Origin of the sequence: Mycolicibacterium llatzerense (assembly GCF_025331195.1) — a bacterium.
Lineage (GTDB): Bacteria > Actinomycetota > Actinomycetes > Mycobacteriales > Mycobacteriaceae > Mycobacterium > Mycobacterium llatzerense.
The window spans coordinates 1,864,024-1,883,963 of the sequence record NZ_LXOV01000001.1 but is presented as its reverse complement, the minus strand read 5'-3'; the positions used below and the strand labels follow the sequence as shown (position 1 = coordinate 1,883,963).

The following is a 19,940-nucleotide window of genomic DNA, read 5'->3' as shown; positions in this document are numbered from 1 at the left end:
TTCCTCCCCTTGTTGTGATCAGAACACCCCCGAACGGAACACGTCACCGGCCAGGCCGGCGACCACCGGCACGATGCCGAGACAAACGAATGCCGGCAGGTAGCAGAGCCCCAGTGGACCGGCGATCAACACGTTGGCCCGCTCGGCGGCCGCGTCCGCCGCGTCACCGGCGTCGGCCCGGGCCTGCTCGGCCAGTTCGGCGACGCCCTGAGCCATCGCGGCGCCCGACGACGCCGACCGTCGCGCCAGCCGGAGCAGCGCGACCACGTGCGGATCAGTACCGCCACCCGGCTCCGACCAGGCCGTCGCCGGACTGGCGCCCAGGGCCAGGAGTTCGGCCGCACGCCGCAGCACGGTGGCCAAACCGGAAGGCGCTGACGACACCGCCGCCGCGGCCGCGGCACTGGTCGCCATGCCCGCCGACAGACAGGCCGCCAGCACGTCCAAGCTCGATGGCACCGCCAGCGGGTCGTCGCGCGGCGCCGCCGGCGGGGACGATCGGTCCGGCAGACGGGGCCGGATTCGGTGCACCGCTGGGCCGGGGAGCAGCAAGAGCGCGAACGCCATCAGGAAGATTCCGCTCATCGCTGCGCCCCTGCGATGATCCGGTCCGACCACAGCAGTCCGAGGCAGCACAGCACCACCCCGACCGCCAGCACGACCGCGCCGTCGCCCAGCAGGAAGCGCACCGGATGCGCACCGATCAACTGCCCCAGGACAATTCCGAGCGCGGGCAGTCCGGACAGCACCGCGGCCGTCGTTCGGGCTCCGGCCATACCGGCCCTGATCCGCGATGAGAAACGTTCGCGCGCAACGACATCACGCTCGGCGGCACGCATCAGCGGGGCGATCGCCAGGCCGTGGTCGAGCGCCAGTTGCCAGTACACGGCAAGGCGCTGCCAGTGGGCGGGCAGCGCCGACGATCCCGCGACCGCGCGCAGACCGGCCGAGACATCGGCGCCCAGCCGGGCCCGCGCCGCGACCTCCCCCAACGCCGCGGCGACGGGTCCGTCCACTTCGTGTGCCGCGGCGTCGAACGCCGCCACCGGATGCGCCCCGGCCCGCAGTTCGCCGACCAGGATGCCGAGGGCGCCCTGCAGGGTCTGCGCTTCTCTGACACGTTCGGCCGCGCGCCGCGACCGCCGCCAGCGGAGCCCGGCGGTCCCGACCACGGCCGCACCCGCCAGCGTCACCAGCAACGGCAGGACGACCAGCGACGCTACCGCGGCCGCTGCCGCCACCAACCACGGCATCCGCGCTCTACCGCGAGACCCGAATCCCACCAACTGTTTTCGTTGCCCGAGGCGCCTGGCGCCGCCCGGCCGGGGCGCGACCAGCACGGCCAGTGCCAGTATCAGCGCCGGACTCACGGCCGGCCCCGAGCTGCCAGCAACTCGCCCAGCGCGGGCCGCCCAGGGCCGAGGCCCCGCTCGACGTGCCATGCGGTCACGGCCGTGACAGTCCCGTCCGGGGCGCGGCGCAGCACCGCGATCTCGCTCAGGTGCCGTCGCCCATCACGAGCACGCGCGGTGTGCAGCACCACCTGCAGCACTTATCAGTAGCTAACCCGATTTTTAACCCCATAAAGGTGTGGTGATCTGCGCTTATATCGTCAACTACATGTATTCTACGGGCATGCCGAGCAACAGAATTTTCGGTGACATGGGGTTTGAGCGTGTCGCTTGCGCCGACTGCTTTAGTGTGCGAAATTCGCCGCATGAACCTACAAGAGCAGTTGCGCAAGGCGGTGGCCGATCACGGGCCGTCGCTGGCGACGCTGCGGTACGACCTGGAGTTGGTGATTCCGAAGGTCGGCGAGATGTGGCAACCGTGGTTCACCGATCCCCTCGATATTCACGGGCAGGCGTTCTCCACCTGCGTGCGGCAGATGATTCTGCGGATGCGGGAGCTGCGGCCGCATATTCGCGGAGACTCGCTGTTGACCTCGCGGGGCAGCGGATTGTCGGTGCAGGTGGCCGATTCCGGGGGGATGGATTTCCGGGTGCGGCGCTGGCCCTCGAAGGTGCTGCACGGCGAGCGGACGCGGATCGTGACCACCGCCGAGGGTGGGGCGTATCCGATCCGGCGGGCCAAAGCGCAGCCCGACGAGCAGATGGTGTTGGACGAGAACGAGCCGCAGCCGCTGTTTCCGTCGCCGATTGTGACCCCGGCCGGGGTACCGGATATCTTCGCCCTGTGGTGGCCGACGGACGATGGATGGGGTTTGTCGGAGGCGGTGCTGGCGTTCGTGGTGGACGTGGACAATGCGTCGCGGGTGCAGATTCTGGCAACCGAGCCGCTGCCCCCGGTGACCGAGTCGCCGCTGGTTTCGCCGGCGCAGCCCACGCAGGGTCCGCGCGACCGGGACGACTTCACCGAGTTCGAGCGGCCGGTGCTGGGCACCGGCGAGGATCCGGACGACTCACCGGCGTAGCTGGGTTGTGCGGGGGGCGCGATGTTTGTCGGCGGGTGGTTGTTGAATCGGGGTCGCGATGATGTCGACCGTGGATGTGTATGGACTGCGGGTCAACCAGGCCCGGGTGATGCGCGCCATGACGGTCACCGCGGTGATGGAAGCGTTGGGCTGGAAGCATTCTCGGCTCAACCGGGTGGAAAAGTCGACCACCGCGACGCTGTCGGCCACCGATTTCGAGCGGCTGGTTGAGGTGTTGCGGTTCCCAGCGAAGTTCTTCACCACGGCTCCGACGTCGCGGGTGCACCAGAGTGATCTGTTGTTCCGGGCGCCGCGGTCGATCACCGCGACCGAGCGGGAGTATCTGGCGCAGTTCGCGGCGTTGGCCGGGGAGTTCCTGGACGAGCTGAACACGCGGACCCAGTTGCCGCCGGTGAAGCTGCCGATCCAGCCGGTGGACACCCCCGTCGATCAGGCCGCTCAAACTGTGCGCCGCGCTTGGGGTTTGGAGCCCGATGCCCCGATCGAGTACCTGATTCACGAGATTGAGCGCAGCGGCGCGGCGGTGGTCGTGCGCCGGCTGTTGACGTCGTCGTCGCGGCGAATCCTCGGTGACGGTGATTCCACCGGCAAGCTCGACAAGCACCTGGGGTATTCGGTGCGGGTCGGGGAGTTCAATACTCGGCCGTTGATCGTTGTGCGGCAGTCGAATTCGTGGGAACGCACCCGCTGGACACTGGCCCATGAGGTGGGTCATCTGAGCCTGCATGCCTCGGGCAGTGTCACCGAGGCCTGCGAGGAGCAGGCATCGCAGTTCGCCTCCGAGCTGCTGGCGCCGGCGGCGGCGCTGGCCAAGGAGGTCTCGCGGGCCCCGTCGCTGGCGGAGTTGTTGCCGGTGAAAGCCAAGTGGGGGCTATCGCTGGGGGCGTTGCTGAAGCATCTGCACACCTCGGAGTTGTTGACCGAACCGCGTTTTGAGGCGTTGCGCCGCCAGCTCTACACCCGGGCCAACACTGAGACCGGCACCACCTGGGGCCGGGTGGAGCCGGGCTGGAATGACCGCGAGGTGGAGCGGCCCCGGCTAATCAGCAAGTGGCTGGAGATGGGGTTCTCGGCCCGGTCGGCGGCGATGCTGGCCCCGTATGACTTGCCGTGGCCGCAGGATTTGATGGAGGACTTCATGGCCGGCCAGCGCGCGGCCCCTACCGCGCCGGCGGCCGCGGTCGGCCATGGGCGGCGCACCGCGGTGGCCCAGGCCGCCCCGCCTGCTGAGGCCGGCGGCAAGGTGATCGCGTTGCGGCCCCGTAACCGGCGCGGCTGACGGGCGGAAGGGGGTCGGGGGGCCGGTGGCACGGGTGCAGCGAGTGCTTTTCGCCGATGAACCGGCCACCTACACGGTGGTGGGTGCTGATCATCTGCCGGTCGCCCCGGCCGCGCAGTACCTGGAGTTTCTGACCGACAGCGCGGCCTCCCCGAACACGGTGCGCTCCTATGCCGCCGGTTTGGCCGAGTGGTTCACCGTGCTGGAGTACACCGGGGCTGCGTGGGATGACTTCCCCACCATCCTGTTTGGGCAGTTTCTGCGGTATCTGCGCACGGGGGTGCTGCCGGGGGCGGCGCGGATCGGTGCCCCGGTGCAGAAGATGGCCGCCAGTTCCTTGCAGCCGCGGGCGGCGGCGGTGCTCTCGATGTACCGGTTTCACGCCGATGCCGGCACCACTGACGTGCCGTATCAGCGGTTGTTCACCGGGCGGGGCGGCTGGCGCCGCTACAGCCGCTACGTCGGGTTCCTGGACGGTGTCGGTCCCCGTCGCGACGGCGACCGGCCGATCTACCGGCTGCGCGCCCCGAACCGCTCCACCACCCCGGTGCTCTCGCCCGGACAGGTCACCACGATCCTCGACGGCTGCTCGGTGCAGGCCGACGGGGAATGGTCCGGCGGGCCGGTCGCGGTGCGCAACCGGCTGTTTTTCGCCGTGCTGGCCGAGACCGGGATGCGTCTGGGTGAAGCGTTGTCGCTGCGGCACAATGATTTTCATATCGGCGCTGGTGGGACACCGTGGATCGACGTTGAGGATCGCCAGGACCATCCGCATGGGGCTCGGGCCAAGACCGGGGCGCGGCGCCTCTACATCGGCGATGACCTGGAGGCCCTGTATTCGGAATACGTGTGGCAGCTGGTCTCGATGAACGCCGACACCCTGGTCGAGGACCTGGCGCACCATTTCGTGTTCGTGAATCTGCAACGCGGACAGCTGTTTGCGCCGATGCGCCAGGAGAATGTGTACGTCAAGGTGCGGGCGCTGCGCGCCGCGCATCCGAGCCTGCCGCCGGACTGGTCGCCGCACTGGCTGCGCCACACCCACGCCACTGCGCTGCTGCTGGCCGGGGTTCCTGAGCATGTGGTGATGCGCCGTCTCGGGCACGCCGATGTGCAGACCACCCTGAACACCTACGGGTGGGTCACCCAGGACGCCGCGATGCGCTCGCTGGCCGACTGGAAGAACTACGTCGCCGGATGGAAGGGGCTGCGCGATGGCCAGCCGTGACGACCACCGCTCCGCAGCCCCACCCAGCGGTGCTGATGATGCGGCGTGGGCGGCGCAGTGGGCACTGGTGCCGCAGGAATGGAAGCGGCCGGTCTACCGCATCCACGAGCCGCCGGCCGATGCGGTGTTCAAACGCAACCAGTACTACCTGCGCGAATACCGCGGCGCCGACCAACATGACTTCACCCCGGTCGGGGCTCCGGGCCGGTTCGCCGACGAAATCGCCTGGTGGGTCTGGGTGTGCCAGCACGAGGGACTGCGCCGGATCGAGCCGTCGATGCTGCGCTGGGCCACCAGCGCCCTCACCGCAGCCGCGGCCGACTACCGCCACCAACATGGCTGCGCGCCAACGAGTATCGCCGACCTACCGGCCGAGGCGATCGAGCGGCACGCGATCGTGGTGTTCGAGCGGCGCAACGGGCGCCTACCGGCGCCGGGCACCCGCCGCAACATCACCGGGCTGATCGAGCACCTGCACCTGTATGTCACGGTGCGCTGCACCGCCGGCCAATGGTGGGCCGCCGACACCTGGGATGTGGTCGCCGATCCGCGGATCCCGCAGCGCGAACACGAACCCCTGCACGAGCAGACCATCAAATTCGCCACCATGCAGCCGGCCTGGCTGCGCGAGGGGGTGCGGTTCTGGCTGCGGATCAGCCTGGACGCCGAACTGCTGCGCTGGTCCTCAGCGGTATCCCGGGCCCGGGACATGTCCCGACTGTTTGGCACCTTCCTGACCGACCACGGCTACACCGATCCCGTGCTCGCCGAGGATCCGGCGCAGCTGCGGCTGATTTTCGCCGCGTTCACCGAATACCTGAAAACCCCTGCGGCAGCGGCCAATCCGGACAAACCACTGACCCCGACCACCATCGACGCCGTTCAGTCGGTGGTGCAGGCGTTCTACACGTTCATGCTCGACCACAGCGCCGAGGCCGCCGCCGCGACCGGCGACCCCCGCTGGGAGAACCTGAATGCGGCGCACCTGCGGTTGTGGGGGCCGGCGTTCAAAGCGCGCCGCGCCCGGGGCACCCGGGAGCTGACCTGGTATTCCACCGGGGAGCTGCAGCAGATGCTCGGCTACCTCGACGTGCTCGCCGCCGCGCGGGGTGCCCGAGTCCCGGTGACCCATACCGACGGGACCGTGTCGTTGGTCAAAGGGTTGGGCGATCCGCAAGCGGCACGGGTGTGGCTATTGCAGGCCCTCACCGGGCGGCGGGCCTCGGAAATCCTGATGCTCGACCACAATCCGCTCGAAGCGATCCCCGGGGCGGAGCGGCCCACCGATAGCGATGACCCGGATGCGTTCGTGGCCAAACTGCGCTACCAACAAACCAAAGTCGACGGCGTCACCCCGACCATCCTGGTGGAGCAGGCCGTGGTCAACGTCATCCGGGAGCAGCAGCGTTGGCTCGCCGACACCCACCCGCAGCTGGCGCCGAAGTATCTGTTCATCGCGATCAAGCAGAACCTGGCGGGGCTGCGGCCCCGCCCGTATGCCACCTACCGGGCCTCACTGGCCAAACTCGACGAGCTGCACGGCCTGACCGACACCGCGGGGAACCCGTTGCGGTTCACTCAAACTCACCGGCTGCGCCACACCCGCGCCACCGAACTGCTCAACGATGGCGTCCCGATCCACGTGGTGCAGCGGTATCTGGGTCACAAAAGCCCCGAGATGACGATGCGCTACGCCGCCACCCTGGCGGCCACCGCCGAAGCAGAATTCTTGAAGCACAAGAAGATCGGCGCCCACGGCACCGAAATCGGGATCAGCCCCGCCGACATCCTGGACATGACCCAACTCTCGGCGCGCACCGACCGAGTGCTGCCCAACGGAGTGTGCCTGCTGCCGCCGCTCAAATCCTGCGATAAGGGCAATAGCTGTTTGTCGTGTGGGCATTTCGCCACCGACGCCACCCACACCGCCGAACTCAAGGACCAGTACGCCAAGACGGCCGCGCTGATCGAGCTGCGCCGCACCCAGCACCTGCAGCGCACCGGCCGCGAGTTGACCGACGACAATGTGTGGATCGCCGCCCGGCGCCGCGAACTGCACTCCCTGCAGGCCATCCTGGACCGCCTGGCCGCCGACGAAGCGGTGCACGCGCAGGCGATCGCCGGGGCCGGCACCAAAGGCCGCATCCCGATCGAGCCGGTGGCCACCCGCGGCTCCCACGACTCAGCTCTACGTAAAGCCGACCCCCACCGGCCCGCATGAGCGTCAGCCCCCAATCGCAGGCGGCACTGCACGCCGACGCTGCGCGACGCACCCGAGAAGTCGACGAACGGATCGAACGGGCCTTCAAAAAGATGCGCAAGCAAGGCAAGCCGATCACCCTCAGCGGCCTGGCCCGCGAAGCGCACGTATCCCGCAGCGTCATCCACCGCCGACCCAAAATTCGCGAACAAATCCGCGCCTACCAGCCACTGACCACCGTTCCCGACGAGCCGCCGCCGCCCGCAACCGACACCGAAAGCAGCATCGTCGCCGCACTGCGGACCCGCCTCAAAGCCAAAGACGCTCAGATCGCCGAGCTGAAAAGCCAACTGCGCGAACGCGACACCATCATCGCCACCCTGCACGGCGAACTCGCCCACCGCCCTCCCTTAGGCGAGGTGCGCTAAACGCCAGAAATCTGATCGAGACGTCTCGATTGTTCAGCACGTCGCCTTTACTCGATACGGTCTGATCCGGGCGTGTCACTGCCCGAGGACGGGGCGGAGACGTGGGGCGCTGTGAACAGTCAATTCTGCTGGCTGTCGTGATGACGTGTGCGGCGGCCGAACGCGACGGCGCCCGATTCCCGCAACGCGCTAATGTCGTCCGTCCGTCTGTGGTTGAGGCCAATTGGCCGCTGCGCCATCGGAGTTGACCTTCAGCCCCGCTTGGCGACTCCGCGCCCGGGTGGTCGTGTCGCGTGCGGGTTCGATCAGTGTTCGGGCGGCGTGCTGGCGCGGGGTGGGGCGGTGTCGGATCGGTGCCGTGCGGTGGGGGTGGGGGTGGAGAAGGAACGGGTTTCGCCTGGCCCGGTGGTCTTGGCTTGATACATCGCGGCGTCGGCTTGGCGCAGAAGGTCGGTGGGTGTTGTTGGTCGGGTGGGGTCGACGGCGGCGATGCCGATGCTTGCGCTGACGGCGAGGGTGTGCACGTCGATGCCGAAGGGGTGTTTGAGTGCGTGGTGGAGGCGGGCGGCGATGTGGCGTAGGTCTGCGGCGCCGGCGGGGGCGGCGACGAGAAGGACGAATTCGTCGCCGCCGACACGGGTGAGGGTGTCGGTTGGGCGGATGGCCGCTTGGAGGCGCTGGGCACAGGTTTGCAACACCAGATCGCCGACGTGGTGGCCCAGGGAGTCGTTGATTTGTTTGAGTTGATCGATGTCGATGAACATCAGGGCTGCCAGGTGGGGGTCGTCGCTGGGTGTTATGGCTGCGGTGATCATGGCCAGGGCGCGGGCGCGGTTGGGTAGTCCGGTGAGTGCGTCGTGGTGGGCGGCGTGGCGCAGATGCTGGGTGGTCTGGTGTTCGGTGGTGACGTCGGTGAGTGACATGAGAATCGGCGAACGGTCGGGTTCGTCGGGGTTGAGCAAGGTGGTGGTGAACGATATCCAGGATTGGTGGCCGTCGTGGCGGCGCAGGCCGAGTACGCGTGCGTGGACGGGCTGCCCGGTGCGCAGGGTGATGTTGCCGGGCCGCTGCGGGGGCGGCACCATGTTCCCCTCGGTGTCGAAGACGGGGTAGTCCAGTGCACGTTCAGCGTGGGTGCTGGGGAAGCGGCCGGCGCCGGGGCCGAGGATGCGGATGGCGGCGGGGTTGATCGAGGCGATGGTGCCGTCACGATTGAGCACCACGATGCCCCGGTCCAGCGATGTCACCACCGATCGATAGTGCTGCGCCGTGGCGTGCCCGTCGGCGTGGTCGGTGCAGACGAGAATGTAGCCGGTATCGGCCGCTGCGACCGAGACGCGCACGGGCACAGCTGATCCGGTCGGCGTGTGGCACATCACGTGGGTGGCGGCTGCATCGGCGGCGATGGCAGCCAGATCAAGCTGCACGCCGAGCGTTTCGCCGATCGGTTGTCCGAGGGCGTCGGCGGCCGTGCGGTGCAGGAGCCGTTCGGCCGAGCGGTTCCACTCGGTGATCACGCCGTCAGCGGTGGTGGTGATGATGGCCTCGGGCGCATGGCGGACATAGGTTTCATGGTCAACTGTGTTGCGATGCACCGATGTTGGTGTGGTTATCTGGCGCAGCACGGTCTGATGCGCACTGCGGCCTTCCCATTCGGTGGGCGCGGTGATGGCTTCGACGTCGAGCGTTGTGCCATCGCAGCGCAGCAGGACCGACGTGACCGGTCTCGATGCCTGACTAGACCCGCTGGGGGCGGTCAGTGCGGTCAAGATGGCTGCGGGATGCACGAAGTCGGTGATGAGGGCACCCACCATCTGGTCCGGCGACCCTGCAAGCGTCAAGTTCACCGCCGCAGCGTTCGCGAACACCACACGTCCGCGGTCGTGCACCACGATGGCATAGGGGCTGTTCTCGCTGAGGCTGCGGAAACTGGCCGCCGATGCCCCCGTCGCCGCGGGCGCCGAGTCGTCGGAATCACGGTGGGGCACATGATTGTTATGCACGCCTCACGCCCCGTTCCGCGTCCGGCGGGCGCAGCACAAGGGCAGCCGGGGACCCCGCTCTGCCGGGCCCGGGAATACACGCATCCCGGCGGTCGTGACCGTCGGTCTATGTCGTTGCGTCACCTCGTCGGCGACGTATCTCGCTGCCATGTCTCAGCCCCCTCAGCGGTGCGTGACCGCCGTTCCCCGCGTCGCGCCGTCACGCGACCATCCCAAACGCGTGCGGAATCGTCACGATATACGATCGTAGCAAATGCTAATTGAATGGCTACATTAGCTCGTAGGTCGGAAAAATCTAGTCGGCACGTCCACGGTGGGTCGCGTTGTCCATCGCCTCGCGGAGGCATCGCGCCATATTTATCAGACGTATCCACGGTGTTTTGCGCTGATCCCGGCCCTCCATAACCGTGTCCGGCGATAGCGGCCTTCAAGACACGCTGCGGGACGAGCGATCTACATGCGTTAACTGTCGACTATGTCAGCTAATTATCTGGGTCAGCGCTGGCGCGCCTTCAGAAACGATTTCTGGACGACAACGTGGTGATGTGTCGCCGCCAGCGACGGCCCGACCCCCGGCCAACGCCAACTCGTACCCGGCCCGCGACGCGGCGTCGATGGCGTTGCACCTGCTACCTCGGACGAACCACGGTGTCGTACCCGCAGTTGAGTCCGGTCGCCCGCGCCTTCGGTTGATCGTGACCGCGACGGCGCGTCCGGTGTAGCCGACGCACGTCGGGATGAGCGGTCAGGCTGCCTGGTTGCTGAGGTATCGCTGAAGATCAGACCGCACCGGCCGGCTAGTCCCGACTCGGCTGTTAGCGTCGGCCCCATATTGCTGATCGATGACGAAAGGCTGGGGTCATGTACGTTTCTAAGCTCACCTTGTGGATTGTGGGCACCCTCATCGCGCTCTGCTTCACAGCCTTGGGTACCGGGGTCGCCGCGGCGGATCAGTGGCGGATGTTCGACGCCCGCGACAGCCTGCAGAACGCCAAAAGCGCTCTTCAGGCCGCCGAACCAGACAAAGGTGGGCACCGAGTAGCCGCGATCAACCTGGTCCAACAGGCAATCGATCAGGTCAATCTGGGAATCCAGGCGGGTCGCTGAGCCCAGACCGCAGGAGTTCAGCGACCGGCACCAACGGCTCAACGCCGCGATGGCCAACTTCCGAGCCACCGGAGGCCGCAACACCGCTGCGCCGCAAGGGGTTTAGGGTGTTCTGGTGGCGGGCATGGCATCGGCCGGAGGCCGGGGCTCGGGTTGGGTCTGCGCCTCCACCAGGTGATGCGTGGGCGGCAACCGCAGCGTTGAGGAGCCAGCGCTGGACCCGCATCACCGCCCCACGACCCGGCGACGGCTAGGCACAGCTAGGCGGTCACGGTCCGGCCGGCCCGGGCAGGGCGGGTCATCGCAAAGTAGTGCCGGCCAGCCGCGAGCGGGCACCGTTGGTGGTAGATGTTGGCTGTGGCTGACGTCCCGTTGACTTCCGTGTTCACCGCCGACGCGCTGGCGGCGTTCGATGAGCTGGCCCGGCTGATCTACGAGGGCACCCACACCGACGATGTGTACAACGCCATCTGCGTGGCCGCCACGATCATGGTCAACGGCTGCGACCATGCCAGTGTGTTGATGCGCGGCCCCGGCGGAACCTATCTCACCGTCGCCGCCAGTGATCAGGTCGCCGCCGACATCGACGCGCTCGAACGCGCGGTCGGCGACGGGCCCTGTGTGGATGTGATCGACACCGACGCCGTCCAAATCGACCCCGATTTAACGACCCGTAGCCAATGGCCAGCGCTGGCGGCCTGCGTGCTGGCCGCCACTCCCGTGCGCGGGGCGATGGGCTTTCGCATCCTGGTCGACGGCTGCAAAGTCGGCGCCCTGAATCTGTTCTCGGACAACCCTGGAGCGTTCGATACCACCTCCGCCGCGCAAGCGACGGTGCTGGCATCGTTTGCCTCGGTCGCGGCCACCGCGGTCGCGCTGGGCCAGGATGTCGCTGGGCTACGGCACGCCGTGGCGTCCAATCGGGAAATCGGCAAAGCCGTGGGCATGCTGATGGTGCTGTTCGATATCAGTGACACCGAGGCCCTCGACCGGCTGCGGCGCGTCTCCCAAGACATGAATATCAAGCTCGCCGATGTCGCCGCGCGCATCGTGACGCACCGCGGACACTTCCGGCCCAACAACCCCAGCTCGCCATAACCGTGGGCCGAGCCGCTACCCGCTGCACACCCTATTGCCTGGTCCCCGGCTGTAGGCCGCACCCTTCACCCCGGTCGATATCTGGCAAGGGCGCGACGGTGATCGCAGGGACAACCACCACAGCCCCGTGACCAAGCGGCGCAGCGTTTTTCGAGAGCTGTTGCGACACGAGCGAATAGCGGTGTTGTCGGCAGAGGTCCGAGCCAGACGACGTTTGACCGCGAGGGCGATCCCGCTCACGACATGGGGCCGTCGCGCCGAGAGCGGCAACCCTGCGCGAACCATCGTGATGTTCGCCCGGTCAGCCCAACGCGCTCAGCGCATCATCCACCGACCGGTACAGCCCGAAGACCTCATTCAAACCGGTGAGCTCGATCGGTCGGGCCGCCACGGGGCCATCGGCGACGACAGCGAAGTGGCCGGTGCCCACTAGCGCCTCGTGGGTCAGCAGCAGCGTCCGCAAGCCAGCGGTCCCGAGGAAGGTCACCGCGCACAAATCGACAACGAACACCGCGGGCTTGTCGGTCAGCGCATCAGCGATCGCCGCGTCCAGAGCCGGCACGGTCAGCAGGTCGATCGGTCCGCTCACGCTCAACACCATCGCGCTGCCCAGGCGTGCCACCGACGTCGCCACTGCGCCGGTCAATGCGTCCGATCCGTCGGTGGCGGCACCGCCAGCTGCGCACATGAGCCGAGCCTAACTCTCTCCGGCCCCGGACATCGCAAACCAGTCGTTCGTCGCGGTGGTTGGCGCGGGACGTACCGGCGCAGGCCCAAGCGCCTCACGTGAGGTGTCGATGGTGATCGGGTCAGTGACGCCCGGCCCGGGGGGACGCGTCTGCGGTGTGGGGCGGCGACTTCAGGGTCGATGCTGCTGCTTAACACCGTGGTTGCGTCCACTTGGTCGCCTAACGACGGACATGGAAGCAACCGTTCCCCATCCCTCGGCGATTATGACTGTACGCCGTGTGGCCAGGCCCGGTGAAGATTCGCTGCGGTACTGCACGCTGCACTCGCGTCGAGGTGTTCCACGACGTGCAAACACCCACCACGCTGGTCACCACGCCACCGCACCCTCAGTGGGACTTAACGCTTTTCGGAGTAGGCCCGAGATCGGACCGCTGAGCTGAAACATGCGAACGCGGAGATCGACCAGCGGCACCTCACGGACGTGGGGGGCGTTGACGGCGTTGCTGCGGCGATCGGTCTGAGGGCGGCGCCGGGGTAACGATCGGCGCACGCAGAATCTGGCGCCGCTCACAGAAGTCTTGCGCCGCGCGTGCCATGTCTTCGTCGCTCATGAGCCCGAACCCCACCAGTAGGTCCAGCAGGTTCAGCTCGAACGATGCGGCTACGCGGCGTAACTCCTCGGCGTCGGGGTAGTCGCCTTGCTTGATCCGCCGGTAGTACGTGCTGTGCGAGATGCCTAGTGCCGCGCTGATGTCGGCGGCGTGGATTTCGCCGTCGAGCAGGTAGTCCAGCACCGCCGCGAGCTGTCTGCCGTTCTCGTCGGTACGCGGCATGCCAGCCCTCCTATCCGAGTGCGCGAGGAACGCGCCCGCGCGCACTCTGCGGCAAGTCCGCCGACCGCGTCCGTCACCACCACGATAGGTCGCTTCAGCACGACCACGATCGCCAGATACTGGCTGTCGGGGCAGTACGCGCGGCGCAAACGTGTCGCAGCCATTCGGGCGTTCCCGGTTGCCGGGGCGAGTGTTTGCTGTATGTGTCGACGCGTGGGGGCAAGTTGGCAATTGTTTCTCGTCGCTGGCCCGATCCACGGCGGCATTCATTGTCGACACCGACGCACCCCACACCGGCGCTGAGCTGAAAAACCATCTGCACGAACGCGATACCGGCATCGGCACTTTGCACGGCGAACTCGCCCGCCGACCCCCGGCTACCCGAAGCCATCGACGACCAGATCGATCTCCGGTGTTGTTAGCTGACATTATCCTTCACGCCTTACATATTCCCGTGGACGTCGTACGCTGATAACCCATGCGAACTGTCTTCCACGAGCAACTCGACGCTCTCAACGACGGCATCGCTGACCTGTGTGACCGCGCCGCCGCCTTGATGCAGCTGGCGACCGACGCGTTGCTGCATGCCGACCTCGCCGCCGCCGAGCATGTGATCGACCGCCGCCAGGACATCGATGTCACATGTACCGCTCTGGAAGCGGACACGTTCACCATCTTGGCTCGCCAAGCGCCGGTGGCCCGCGATCTGCGTTCCGTTCTTGTCGGCATGCGTAATGTGGCCGACCTGCAACGCATGGGCGCCCTGGCCGCACACGTCGCTCAGATCAGTCGCCGCCGCCACCCCGAGACCGCCGTGCCAGCGGATGTGGCTGGCTATTTCGCCGAGATGGGGCGCATCGCCGTGCGGATCACCCGCGACACCAAATGGGTTGTGCTGGATGAAAATACCGATAAGGCGGCCCAGCTCAACGCTGACGACGAAGCAATGGATGACATCCATCGGCGCTTGTTCGTGGTGGTGATGGACCCACAGTGGTCCCATGGCACCACCACCGCCGTTGATGTCACCCTGCTGAGCCGCTACTACGAACGCTTCGCCGATCACGCCGTCGAAATCGCCCACAATGTCATCTATCGAAGCACCGGCACACGCGACTGACGCAGTGCCCGCTGCCGCGGTTCTCGACGAGCCCGCGGCGCCTGACGCTCACAACCCGGATGAACCGGGTGTGAACAGCTACTTACTGGATGTATACCGCGGGGAAACCGATTCTGGCCAGCGGATTTGCGATCGTGTGTCGATGCCGGCCGAGTTCATCGACGCCTTTGCAGCGGCCCGGCTCGATGCTGCGCCGTGCGTGGTGCGCGGCCGCTACCACCTTCCACACCCGCATCCCGCAGACTTGGCGCCGGCGCCACCAGCCCCTTTCCCTGATTCGGCGCACACACGAAGGCAGCACGACTGCGACGTGCTGCAAGCGCGGCGTTTCCCGACTGCGTGACCACTAGACGAGCAGCGATATGAGGGGCGCATTCCGCAGAGCGTTCGCAGCGCTGATCGCCTACTTGCGCCGCGGGCAGCCGCACATGGCCCCATCTCTCGGCTACAACCCCTTGCTGGCGCTGCTGCCGCGACGTCTCACCGACAGTGACGTTGACACACTGAAAACCCGCTTAGCGCAACAGCACCGGGCCGTATCAGACGTCGACATCGCCGTGGCAATCATGGCCATCACCGACCGCCTGGCGGCCCGCACCGACATCGAACGCGTCAGGCGATCACTGTTCGGTCTGCAATAGCAGAGAATCTTCCGCCCCACGGAACACCGGCGCAGATCATCGAGTACAGGCCCACAGATAACACTGACCTTCACGATCCAGACCGCGCCAATCCCGACCGTGAGCGACAGTCGAGTACACCCCCTATCGACCTACAGATAAGCACGCGGCCGACAGTTGCGAATGCAGCGCCGCCCGGTCCAACCCGCCGACCGCCGCCAACGCCTCCATACGGGCGGGCACCTCGGCGGGGCTGTTCGCGTGGACCGTCCCGGCACCGCCCTCGTGGCCCGTGTTGAGCGCGGCGAGCAGATCCACGACCTCCGCACCGCGCACTTCGCCGACGACGATGCGATCGGGGCGCATCCGCAGTGCCTGCCGAACCAGGTCGCGCACCGTCACCGCGCCGACGCCTTCGACGTTGGCGCCGCGAGCCACCAAGCGGACCAGGTGCGGATGGCGCGGCGCCAGCTCGGCGGCATCCTCGACGCAGACGATCCGCTCGGCGGGATCGACGGCCCCCAGGAGCGCCGACAGCATGGTGGTCTTGCCCATGTTAGGTACGGACGTCAAGTTGTCTCATCGGGACACTCTCGGCGCCACAATCGACAACCGGGCGGGGACGTCAGGCGTTACACAGGAGTGATGGAGATCCGAGGCTGGCGATCCGAATATGGTGCGCACGCCTCAACCAGGGAGGACTCCTCCGCTGTGTCGGTCGGCCAGCTGCTGGAGGAATGCACGCTCCTCATCGTTCATCGCAGCTTGGTCCACGTGGCGCCAGTTGCGCTCGTACAGTTCCAGCGCTTCGGCACCGGTCAATTCGGTGTCGTCGCGCAGCTGCCACGCGATCAGGCGCAGTTGCGGGTAGTCCCCGACCCGGACCGTCGTCTGCGCCGCTGACCCAGCGGAGGCTCGTGATGGCCGCTGGCGAGGCTGGAGCTTCTCGAGCGTTAGCTCCAGGCCCAGTGCCGTAGCCGCGTTCATGTAGGCGCCGATCGTCACCGACGGTGATCCAGCCTCGATGCGATGCAAGGTGACCCGTGACATTCCCGCAGCTTCGGCCGTAGTCACGGCGCTGACACCGAGGTTCCGTCGCCTGTCGCGGAGTGCGCGACCAAGCTCGATCAGCACCTCCTCGGCGCGTTTCGCTACGGCAGGGCTCCGCGCAGGCATGTATCTCATTTTATACATTCCCGGGCGAGCTCTAGTTGCGTCCAGGGAAGTGGTGTAACAGCGATCGGCGGATAATCGCGCTGATCGGGCGTGTCGTAGCCCGACAGAGAACGGTCATCGTTGCTACTTGGGGGGGATGCCGTGACTGTGGATTGCCTTCAAGAATGCGTCATCGGTGGCATCGACGTGAGCCGGGGCTAGCCCGATACCCCTAGCCGGTACCTGCTCATCCCGCGAGGGACGTACCCCCGGAGGAGGTCCTGCCGCTGCCCTGCCCGAGGCCCTGACCCCGAGATGCCAAACCAACAGCGCTACCGCTCCGCCTGACCGCAAACCACACGCGATACGCTACGTATCACGGTAGGGAGGCGACGATGACCCACTCAGTCGAACAGATCGCCTACAAGGCCCACATACGCCAGATTCGCGAGCGCCTCAACGCTATCGAAGAGATGCGCGACGCCAAACGACTCAGTCTGGCCGGCAAAAGCCCGCGTGAAATCGCCGAGATCCTCAACACCACCCAGCCACGCGTACACCGGATGCTGCGGGGCTCCGGGCCGCTGGATGAGAGCCAGACACCCGAAGAGCTGATTCTCCGAGCAGCGCTCAACGGAACTCCCCGCGAGAAGCTGATCAGGGACCTCGGCACCATGGATTACACCTTTTCCAAGTGCGCGCCGCCCCCGCATGAGGGGTCAATTCCGGGAACTTGGACCCAAGTTGGCGCAGCGCATGTGCGCGGTTTGCTCACCGACGAGGAATACGAGGAAATCTGTGGCTTTGTCAGACCACCGTCTTCGTGACAAAGCGGAGATAACGGGCGCAGGCGACGCGCCAGCCGATCAGCGGCTCTTTGCAATTGAGGACGCGGCCTGGACGGAGTTCCTGGCGATGCTGGAGCGACCGGCGTCGCACAAGCCACGGCTGACGCGGCTGCTAGCCGAGCCGTCGCCCTTTGACGAGGCATGACCGGCAACAATGCCCAACCCATGCCTGGCGCGGGCGCGTAGGCTGCGCAGTCGATTTCCCCGGCAGCCTTGCAGCACAGACTGTTTGATCACGCGCGCCGACGTCGCATAACAATGCGACTGGCACTGCACTGTCGCCGCGGGCGACGACCTGGATGGGTACTACTCCCGGCTGAGGTCGGAGGGGACAGCATCGACCTCAGCGGGAACAGTGGCAGCACCATATGTTTCCGGGTAGGGCTTTGCTGGCCTCTTGTTCATCTCCCGTATTACGCACCACGGCGAGCGTCGTGTGGGTGTTGATTGGCCGGGTCTAGCCGGTCTGTGGTTTGCGTCGCGGGCGGTACATTTGTGCGTCGGTGCCGGTCTTGTTGCCAGGATTGTCACCGTATCGGCCGAAGGTGTTGGCGCGCAGCGGGTCTAAGCCCATGATGACCGATGGCACCGGCACAACGAGAGCCGCAGACCCGCCGAGGCAGTGACCACATGCCCTTTGCGGACGAAACTACGATGGCGGTACAAAAAGTGACCATCGCTTCGCCGGTCACCTGATACGAGGTGCAGCGATGGATCATGAAACGGAAAGTGAATGCAGGCGCGGGCTCATACCCCGGGCCGACTCGATGAGGCGCAGGGCGTGCAGAGGTTCTTCCACCGGTGGCCACCTGTTCCGTTTGGTAACGGTGCCGTCCGGCGTTCTGATGATCAGCGTGCTAGCCGGATGTACGGGTATCGAGGGTTCATCGGCGCGTCCCGGCGTCCAGGTCGCTGTCAGCCACGAGGCTCACACCCGCGTCGACGTCCTATTCGCGCGCGACATCATCGAACACAGCGCACAAGCTGTCGGACTGAGCAGTCAGATCACCGGCATGAAAGGCATCGCAGCCGAGGTCGCTGCCATCGCCAACCGAATCATCGCCAGCAGCACCAACCGCACCAACGAGCTGCAGTCACTGCTGCTGGACTGGGGATTCGCCCCCATGACCCCCGGACCGCCGCCTGCGGCGGCGATGCCCAGCGTCGCGGTGCAGCCGGGTGAGCATCCTCTATTTTCCGATGTCGACGTGCGCCGCCTGGCGGGCGCTGCCGGCGGCCCACAGGCGGCGGCGGTGTATGTCGACCTGATGATTAGGCAGCACACGTTCACGATCTCGGCGGCGCGTGATGAACTGCAGTCCGGATCGCATCCCGGGGCGTTGACGACGGCGCGCGCTAATTGATGGCCAGCAGGCTGAGATCTCGGCTCTGGCGGCCCTGAAGCGCTGACGGCCACGGCCAGTCAGCTCAACTTTGGCGGTGAATTCACTTGTCGTGCGGGCGATCCCGACACGGTCCCGGCGCGGATGGATCAGGCGTGTCCGGCGCTGGCACGCTCGGTGCGTCGATACGGCGCACCGACGGTTGATGCAGCCCGCGCATGAACGCGTTGTATGCAGCGAGTTCGGCATCGCCGCGCTCGACGTCAGCCTCCCTGATCGCCGACTCGACCTCTTCATCACGACGCCATCGGATCGCGAAGATTAACGTGGTCAGCAGAGCAATGGGCTCGCCGTAGGACCACGCCAAACCACCGGCGACCGCCTGATCGGCAACCGGGTCAACGTTCCAGCTCGGCGGCGGCTGAGCGAACGTTTCGGTCAGCGGTCGCGGTGCCATCATCAGAATCACGCCGATGAACACGTGCAGCGGCATTTCAACGAAGATGTCGAAGAGACGACCCAGATTGCTCTGCCGAACTGGCAGCGGACCGGTCGACAAGATGGGGACCACGAACAGTAGACCGCTGACGAGGAAGAACACCTGCAGGCCGACATGACCGGTAACGCTGGCCGCCGCAGCGTCAAAGAGGTTGGACAGATAGAGACCGTAGTAGCTGAGCAAGAAGACCGGGATCGTGAAGCCGGAATGCAACACGATCCGACTCCCCCGGCAGCGCAATCCGCCCAGCGCACCGATCAAGACATAACGTCCAACGCCCCGGTGAGGTGTCGACCTGAGCAGTAGCCGCCCGGGCGCGCCCAGCACCAGCAGTGGGGGAACCAGGATCGACAAGGTGAGGTGCTGAAACATGAAGGCGCTGAACAGGCGATAGCCGTATCCGTCGATCGCCAGTCCGGTTACCGCCGCCAGGGCAACGCATCCCGCGAGGAAACTCGCTGTCCGGGACGCGGGCCAGTGTCGGCCGTGCAACGTGACGATCCGAACGGCACACAAGTACCAGACCGCCAAACCGACGGCCACAACGGGCAATAGCGGAACAGGCGGCGGAAACCATCCAAGCATCGCCGCCGCTGACGGCGGCTCGATGGGTAGCACGACCTGACCGATCATGGTTCCTCGCAGCGCCAAGGCATCGTTCACTGAACTCGACCAAAGCACCCGACGCTAGCGCAGGTGAAATTCGTCGCGGTGGACCGGGCCGTGAACATCGGCACAGTGCACAAGGGCCAGCGGGAGCACCGTGCGCGACGCGTAGATGTCGACCGCGGCAACCAACATGAACCCCACGATCAACCACAGCGCGAGGGGTAGCCACCACCGATTGGCATCAGCGGACATGCCATGCGAATGACCACTGTGGTCACGCCCGTGATTGCTGCCGTGGTCGTGGTCGGCCTTCACAACGGGTGTCTCCTTCGTCCTGCCGAGTCGTCAACGAATGTGTGATCAGGTGGATCTGCGAGCAGCTGCCATGCCCTGGCCGCGCGGCGCGGCGCCTCTGCAGACAGCCC

At 66.5% G+C, this 19,940-nt stretch carries 20 protein-coding genes and 1 pseudogene; 12 read left to right on the top strand and 9 right to left on the bottom strand.

The genetic code is table 11. The features are described from left to right. Positions 1 to 18: 18 nt before the first annotated feature. Positions 19 to 585, bottom strand: a complete 567-nt coding sequence (locus A7G45_RS09265; protein WP_043397291.1) for a type II secretion system F family protein — start codon at positions 583 to 585, stop codon at positions 19 to 21. Continuing rightward, entirely contained in the window at positions 582 to 1,370 is a 789-nt protein-coding gene (locus A7G45_RS09260; protein WP_377042044.1) for a type II secretion system F family protein, read from the bottom strand. The genes A7G45_RS09265 and A7G45_RS09260 overlap by 4 nt, the downstream gene beginning before the upstream one ends. 347 nt (positions 1,371 to 1,717) lie before the next feature. Between A7G45_RS09260 and A7G45_RS09255 the strand changes: the two genes are divergently transcribed. The 5 genes from A7G45_RS09255 to A7G45_RS09235 are packed head-to-tail and all read left to right on the top strand — an operon-like array spanning position 1,718 to position 7,590. After that, positions 1,718 to 2,434, top strand: coding sequence for a hypothetical protein (locus tag A7G45_RS09255; RefSeq protein ID WP_260936143.1), 717 nt, complete (start codon positions 1,718 to 1,720; stop codon positions 2,432 to 2,434). Positions 2,435 to 2,492: 58 nt separating this feature from the next. Continuing rightward, the gene (locus tag A7G45_RS09250) at positions 2,493 to 3,734 is read left to right on the top strand and encodes an ImmA/IrrE family metallo-endopeptidase (protein WP_308204049.1); all 1,242 of its coding nucleotides are present in this window, start codon (positions 2,493 to 2,495) and stop codon (positions 3,732 to 3,734) included. Between the two features lie 25 nt (positions 3,735 to 3,759). Next, positions 3,760 to 4,962, top strand: coding sequence for a tyrosine-type recombinase/integrase (locus A7G45_RS09245; RefSeq protein ID WP_260936138.1), 1,203 nt, complete (start codon positions 3,760 to 3,762; stop codon positions 4,960 to 4,962). Next, on the top strand, positions 4,949 to 7,183 hold the full coding sequence (locus A7G45_RS09240; protein ID WP_260936134.1) for a site-specific integrase: 2,235 nt from the start codon (positions 4,949 to 4,951) through the stop codon (positions 7,181 to 7,183). The genes A7G45_RS09245 and A7G45_RS09240 overlap by 14 nt, the downstream gene beginning before the upstream one ends. Next, the gene (locus A7G45_RS09235; RefSeq protein WP_260936131.1) at positions 7,180 to 7,590 is read left to right on the top strand and encodes a DUF6262 family protein; all 411 of its coding nucleotides are present in this window, start codon (positions 7,180 to 7,182) and stop codon (positions 7,588 to 7,590) included. The genes A7G45_RS09240 and A7G45_RS09235 overlap by 4 nt, the downstream gene beginning before the upstream one ends. 305 nt (positions 7,591 to 7,895) lie before the next feature. On the opposite strand, the gene A7G45_RS32500 is transcribed toward A7G45_RS09235, so the two are convergent. Further along, on the bottom strand, positions 7,896 to 9,593 hold the full coding sequence (locus A7G45_RS32500) for a diguanylate cyclase domain-containing protein (protein WP_260936129.1): 1,698 nt from the start codon (positions 9,591 to 9,593) through the stop codon (positions 7,896 to 7,898). 891 nt (positions 9,594 to 10,484) lie between these two features. On the opposite strand from A7G45_RS32500, the gene A7G45_RS09225 reads away from it, so the two are divergent. Together A7G45_RS09225 and A7G45_RS09220 are read left to right on the top strand one after the other, a co-directional pair. Next, positions 10,485 to 10,700, top strand: coding sequence for a hypothetical protein (locus A7G45_RS09225; protein WP_260936126.1), 216 nt, complete (start codon positions 10,485 to 10,487; stop codon positions 10,698 to 10,700). 348 nt (positions 10,701 to 11,048) lie between these two features. Then, positions 11,049 to 11,798 carry a GAF and ANTAR domain-containing protein gene (locus tag A7G45_RS09220; protein WP_276554754.1) on the top strand — a complete coding sequence of 250 codons (750 nt, stop codon included), beginning with the start codon at positions 11,049 to 11,051 and terminating at the stop codon, positions 11,796 to 11,798. A gap of 301 nt (positions 11,799 to 12,099) precedes the next feature. Here A7G45_RS09220 and A7G45_RS09215 read toward each other — a convergent pair whose 3' ends face one another. Together A7G45_RS09215 and A7G45_RS09210 are read right to left on the bottom strand one after the other, a co-directional pair. Next, a complete protein-coding gene (locus A7G45_RS09215) occupies positions 12,100 to 12,486 on the bottom strand; it encodes an STAS domain-containing protein (RefSeq protein WP_260936123.1) in 387 nt (128 codons plus the stop codon). Between the two features lie 475 nt (positions 12,487 to 12,961). Then, positions 12,962 to 13,321, bottom strand: a complete 360-nt coding sequence (locus tag A7G45_RS09210) for an XRE family transcriptional regulator (RefSeq protein ID WP_260936121.1) — start codon at positions 13,319 to 13,321, stop codon at positions 12,962 to 12,964. A gap of 478 nt (positions 13,322 to 13,799) precedes the next feature. Here A7G45_RS09210 and phoU point away from each other — a divergent pair, with 478 nt between their 5' ends. Further along, positions 13,800 to 14,441 carry a phosphate signaling complex protein PhoU gene (phoU, locus tag A7G45_RS09205; protein ID WP_260936118.1) on the top strand — a complete coding sequence of 214 codons (642 nt, stop codon included), beginning with the start codon at positions 13,800 to 13,802 and terminating at the stop codon, positions 14,439 to 14,441. A 362-nt stretch (positions 14,442 to 14,803) separates the two neighbouring features. Beyond that, positions 14,804 to 15,082 carry a DUF3349 domain-containing protein gene (locus A7G45_RS09200; protein WP_260936115.1) on the top strand — a complete coding sequence of 93 codons (279 nt, stop codon included), beginning with the start codon at positions 14,804 to 14,806 and terminating at the stop codon, positions 15,080 to 15,082. A gap of 144 nt (positions 15,083 to 15,226) precedes the next feature. Here the strand turns inward: A7G45_RS09200 and A7G45_RS09195 are convergent. Continuing rightward, positions 15,227 to 15,616: pseudogene (locus tag A7G45_RS09195) on the bottom strand (ATPase, T2SS/T4P/T4SS family); the annotation flags it as partial. A gap of 132 nt (positions 15,617 to 15,748) precedes the next feature. After that, entirely contained in the window at positions 15,749 to 16,237 is a 489-nt protein-coding gene (locus A7G45_RS09190; protein WP_260936112.1) for a helix-turn-helix domain-containing protein, read from the bottom strand. 374 nt (positions 16,238 to 16,611) lie between these two features. Between A7G45_RS09190 and A7G45_RS09185 the strand changes: the two genes are divergently transcribed. The 3 genes from A7G45_RS09185 to A7G45_RS09175 all read left to right on the top strand — a co-directional run bounded on the left by A7G45_RS09185 (position 16,612) and on the right by A7G45_RS09175 (position 18,428). Continuing rightward, complete coding sequence (locus A7G45_RS09185; RefSeq protein ID WP_260936111.1) at positions 16,612 to 17,043, top strand: helix-turn-helix domain-containing protein; 432 nt, start codon at positions 16,612 to 16,614, stop codon at positions 17,041 to 17,043. Next, positions 16,928 to 17,209 carry a type II toxin -antitoxin system TacA 1-like antitoxin gene (locus A7G45_RS09180; protein ID WP_308204048.1) on the top strand — a complete coding sequence of 94 codons (282 nt, stop codon included), beginning with the start codon at positions 16,928 to 16,930 and terminating at the stop codon, positions 17,207 to 17,209. The genes A7G45_RS09185 and A7G45_RS09180 overlap by 116 nt, the downstream gene beginning before the upstream one ends. A 700-nt stretch (positions 17,210 to 17,909) precedes the next feature. Beyond that, a complete protein-coding gene (locus A7G45_RS09175) occupies positions 17,910 to 18,428 on the top strand; it encodes a DUF305 domain-containing protein (protein WP_260936103.1) in 519 nt (172 codons plus the stop codon). An 82-nt stretch (positions 18,429 to 18,510) separates the two neighbouring features. Here A7G45_RS09175 and A7G45_RS09170 read toward each other — a convergent pair whose 3' ends face one another. Both A7G45_RS09170 and A7G45_RS32680 read right to left on the bottom strand, forming a co-directional pair. Further along, a complete protein-coding gene (locus A7G45_RS09170; RefSeq protein WP_260936100.1) occupies positions 18,511 to 19,539 on the bottom strand; it encodes a cytochrome c oxidase assembly protein in 1,029 nt (342 codons plus the stop codon). Between the two features lie 54 nt (positions 19,540 to 19,593). Continuing rightward, positions 19,594 to 19,830, bottom strand: a complete 237-nt coding sequence (locus tag A7G45_RS32680) for a hypothetical protein (protein ID WP_276554753.1) — start codon at positions 19,828 to 19,830, stop codon at positions 19,594 to 19,596. Positions 19,831 to 19,940: the final 110 nt, after the last annotated feature.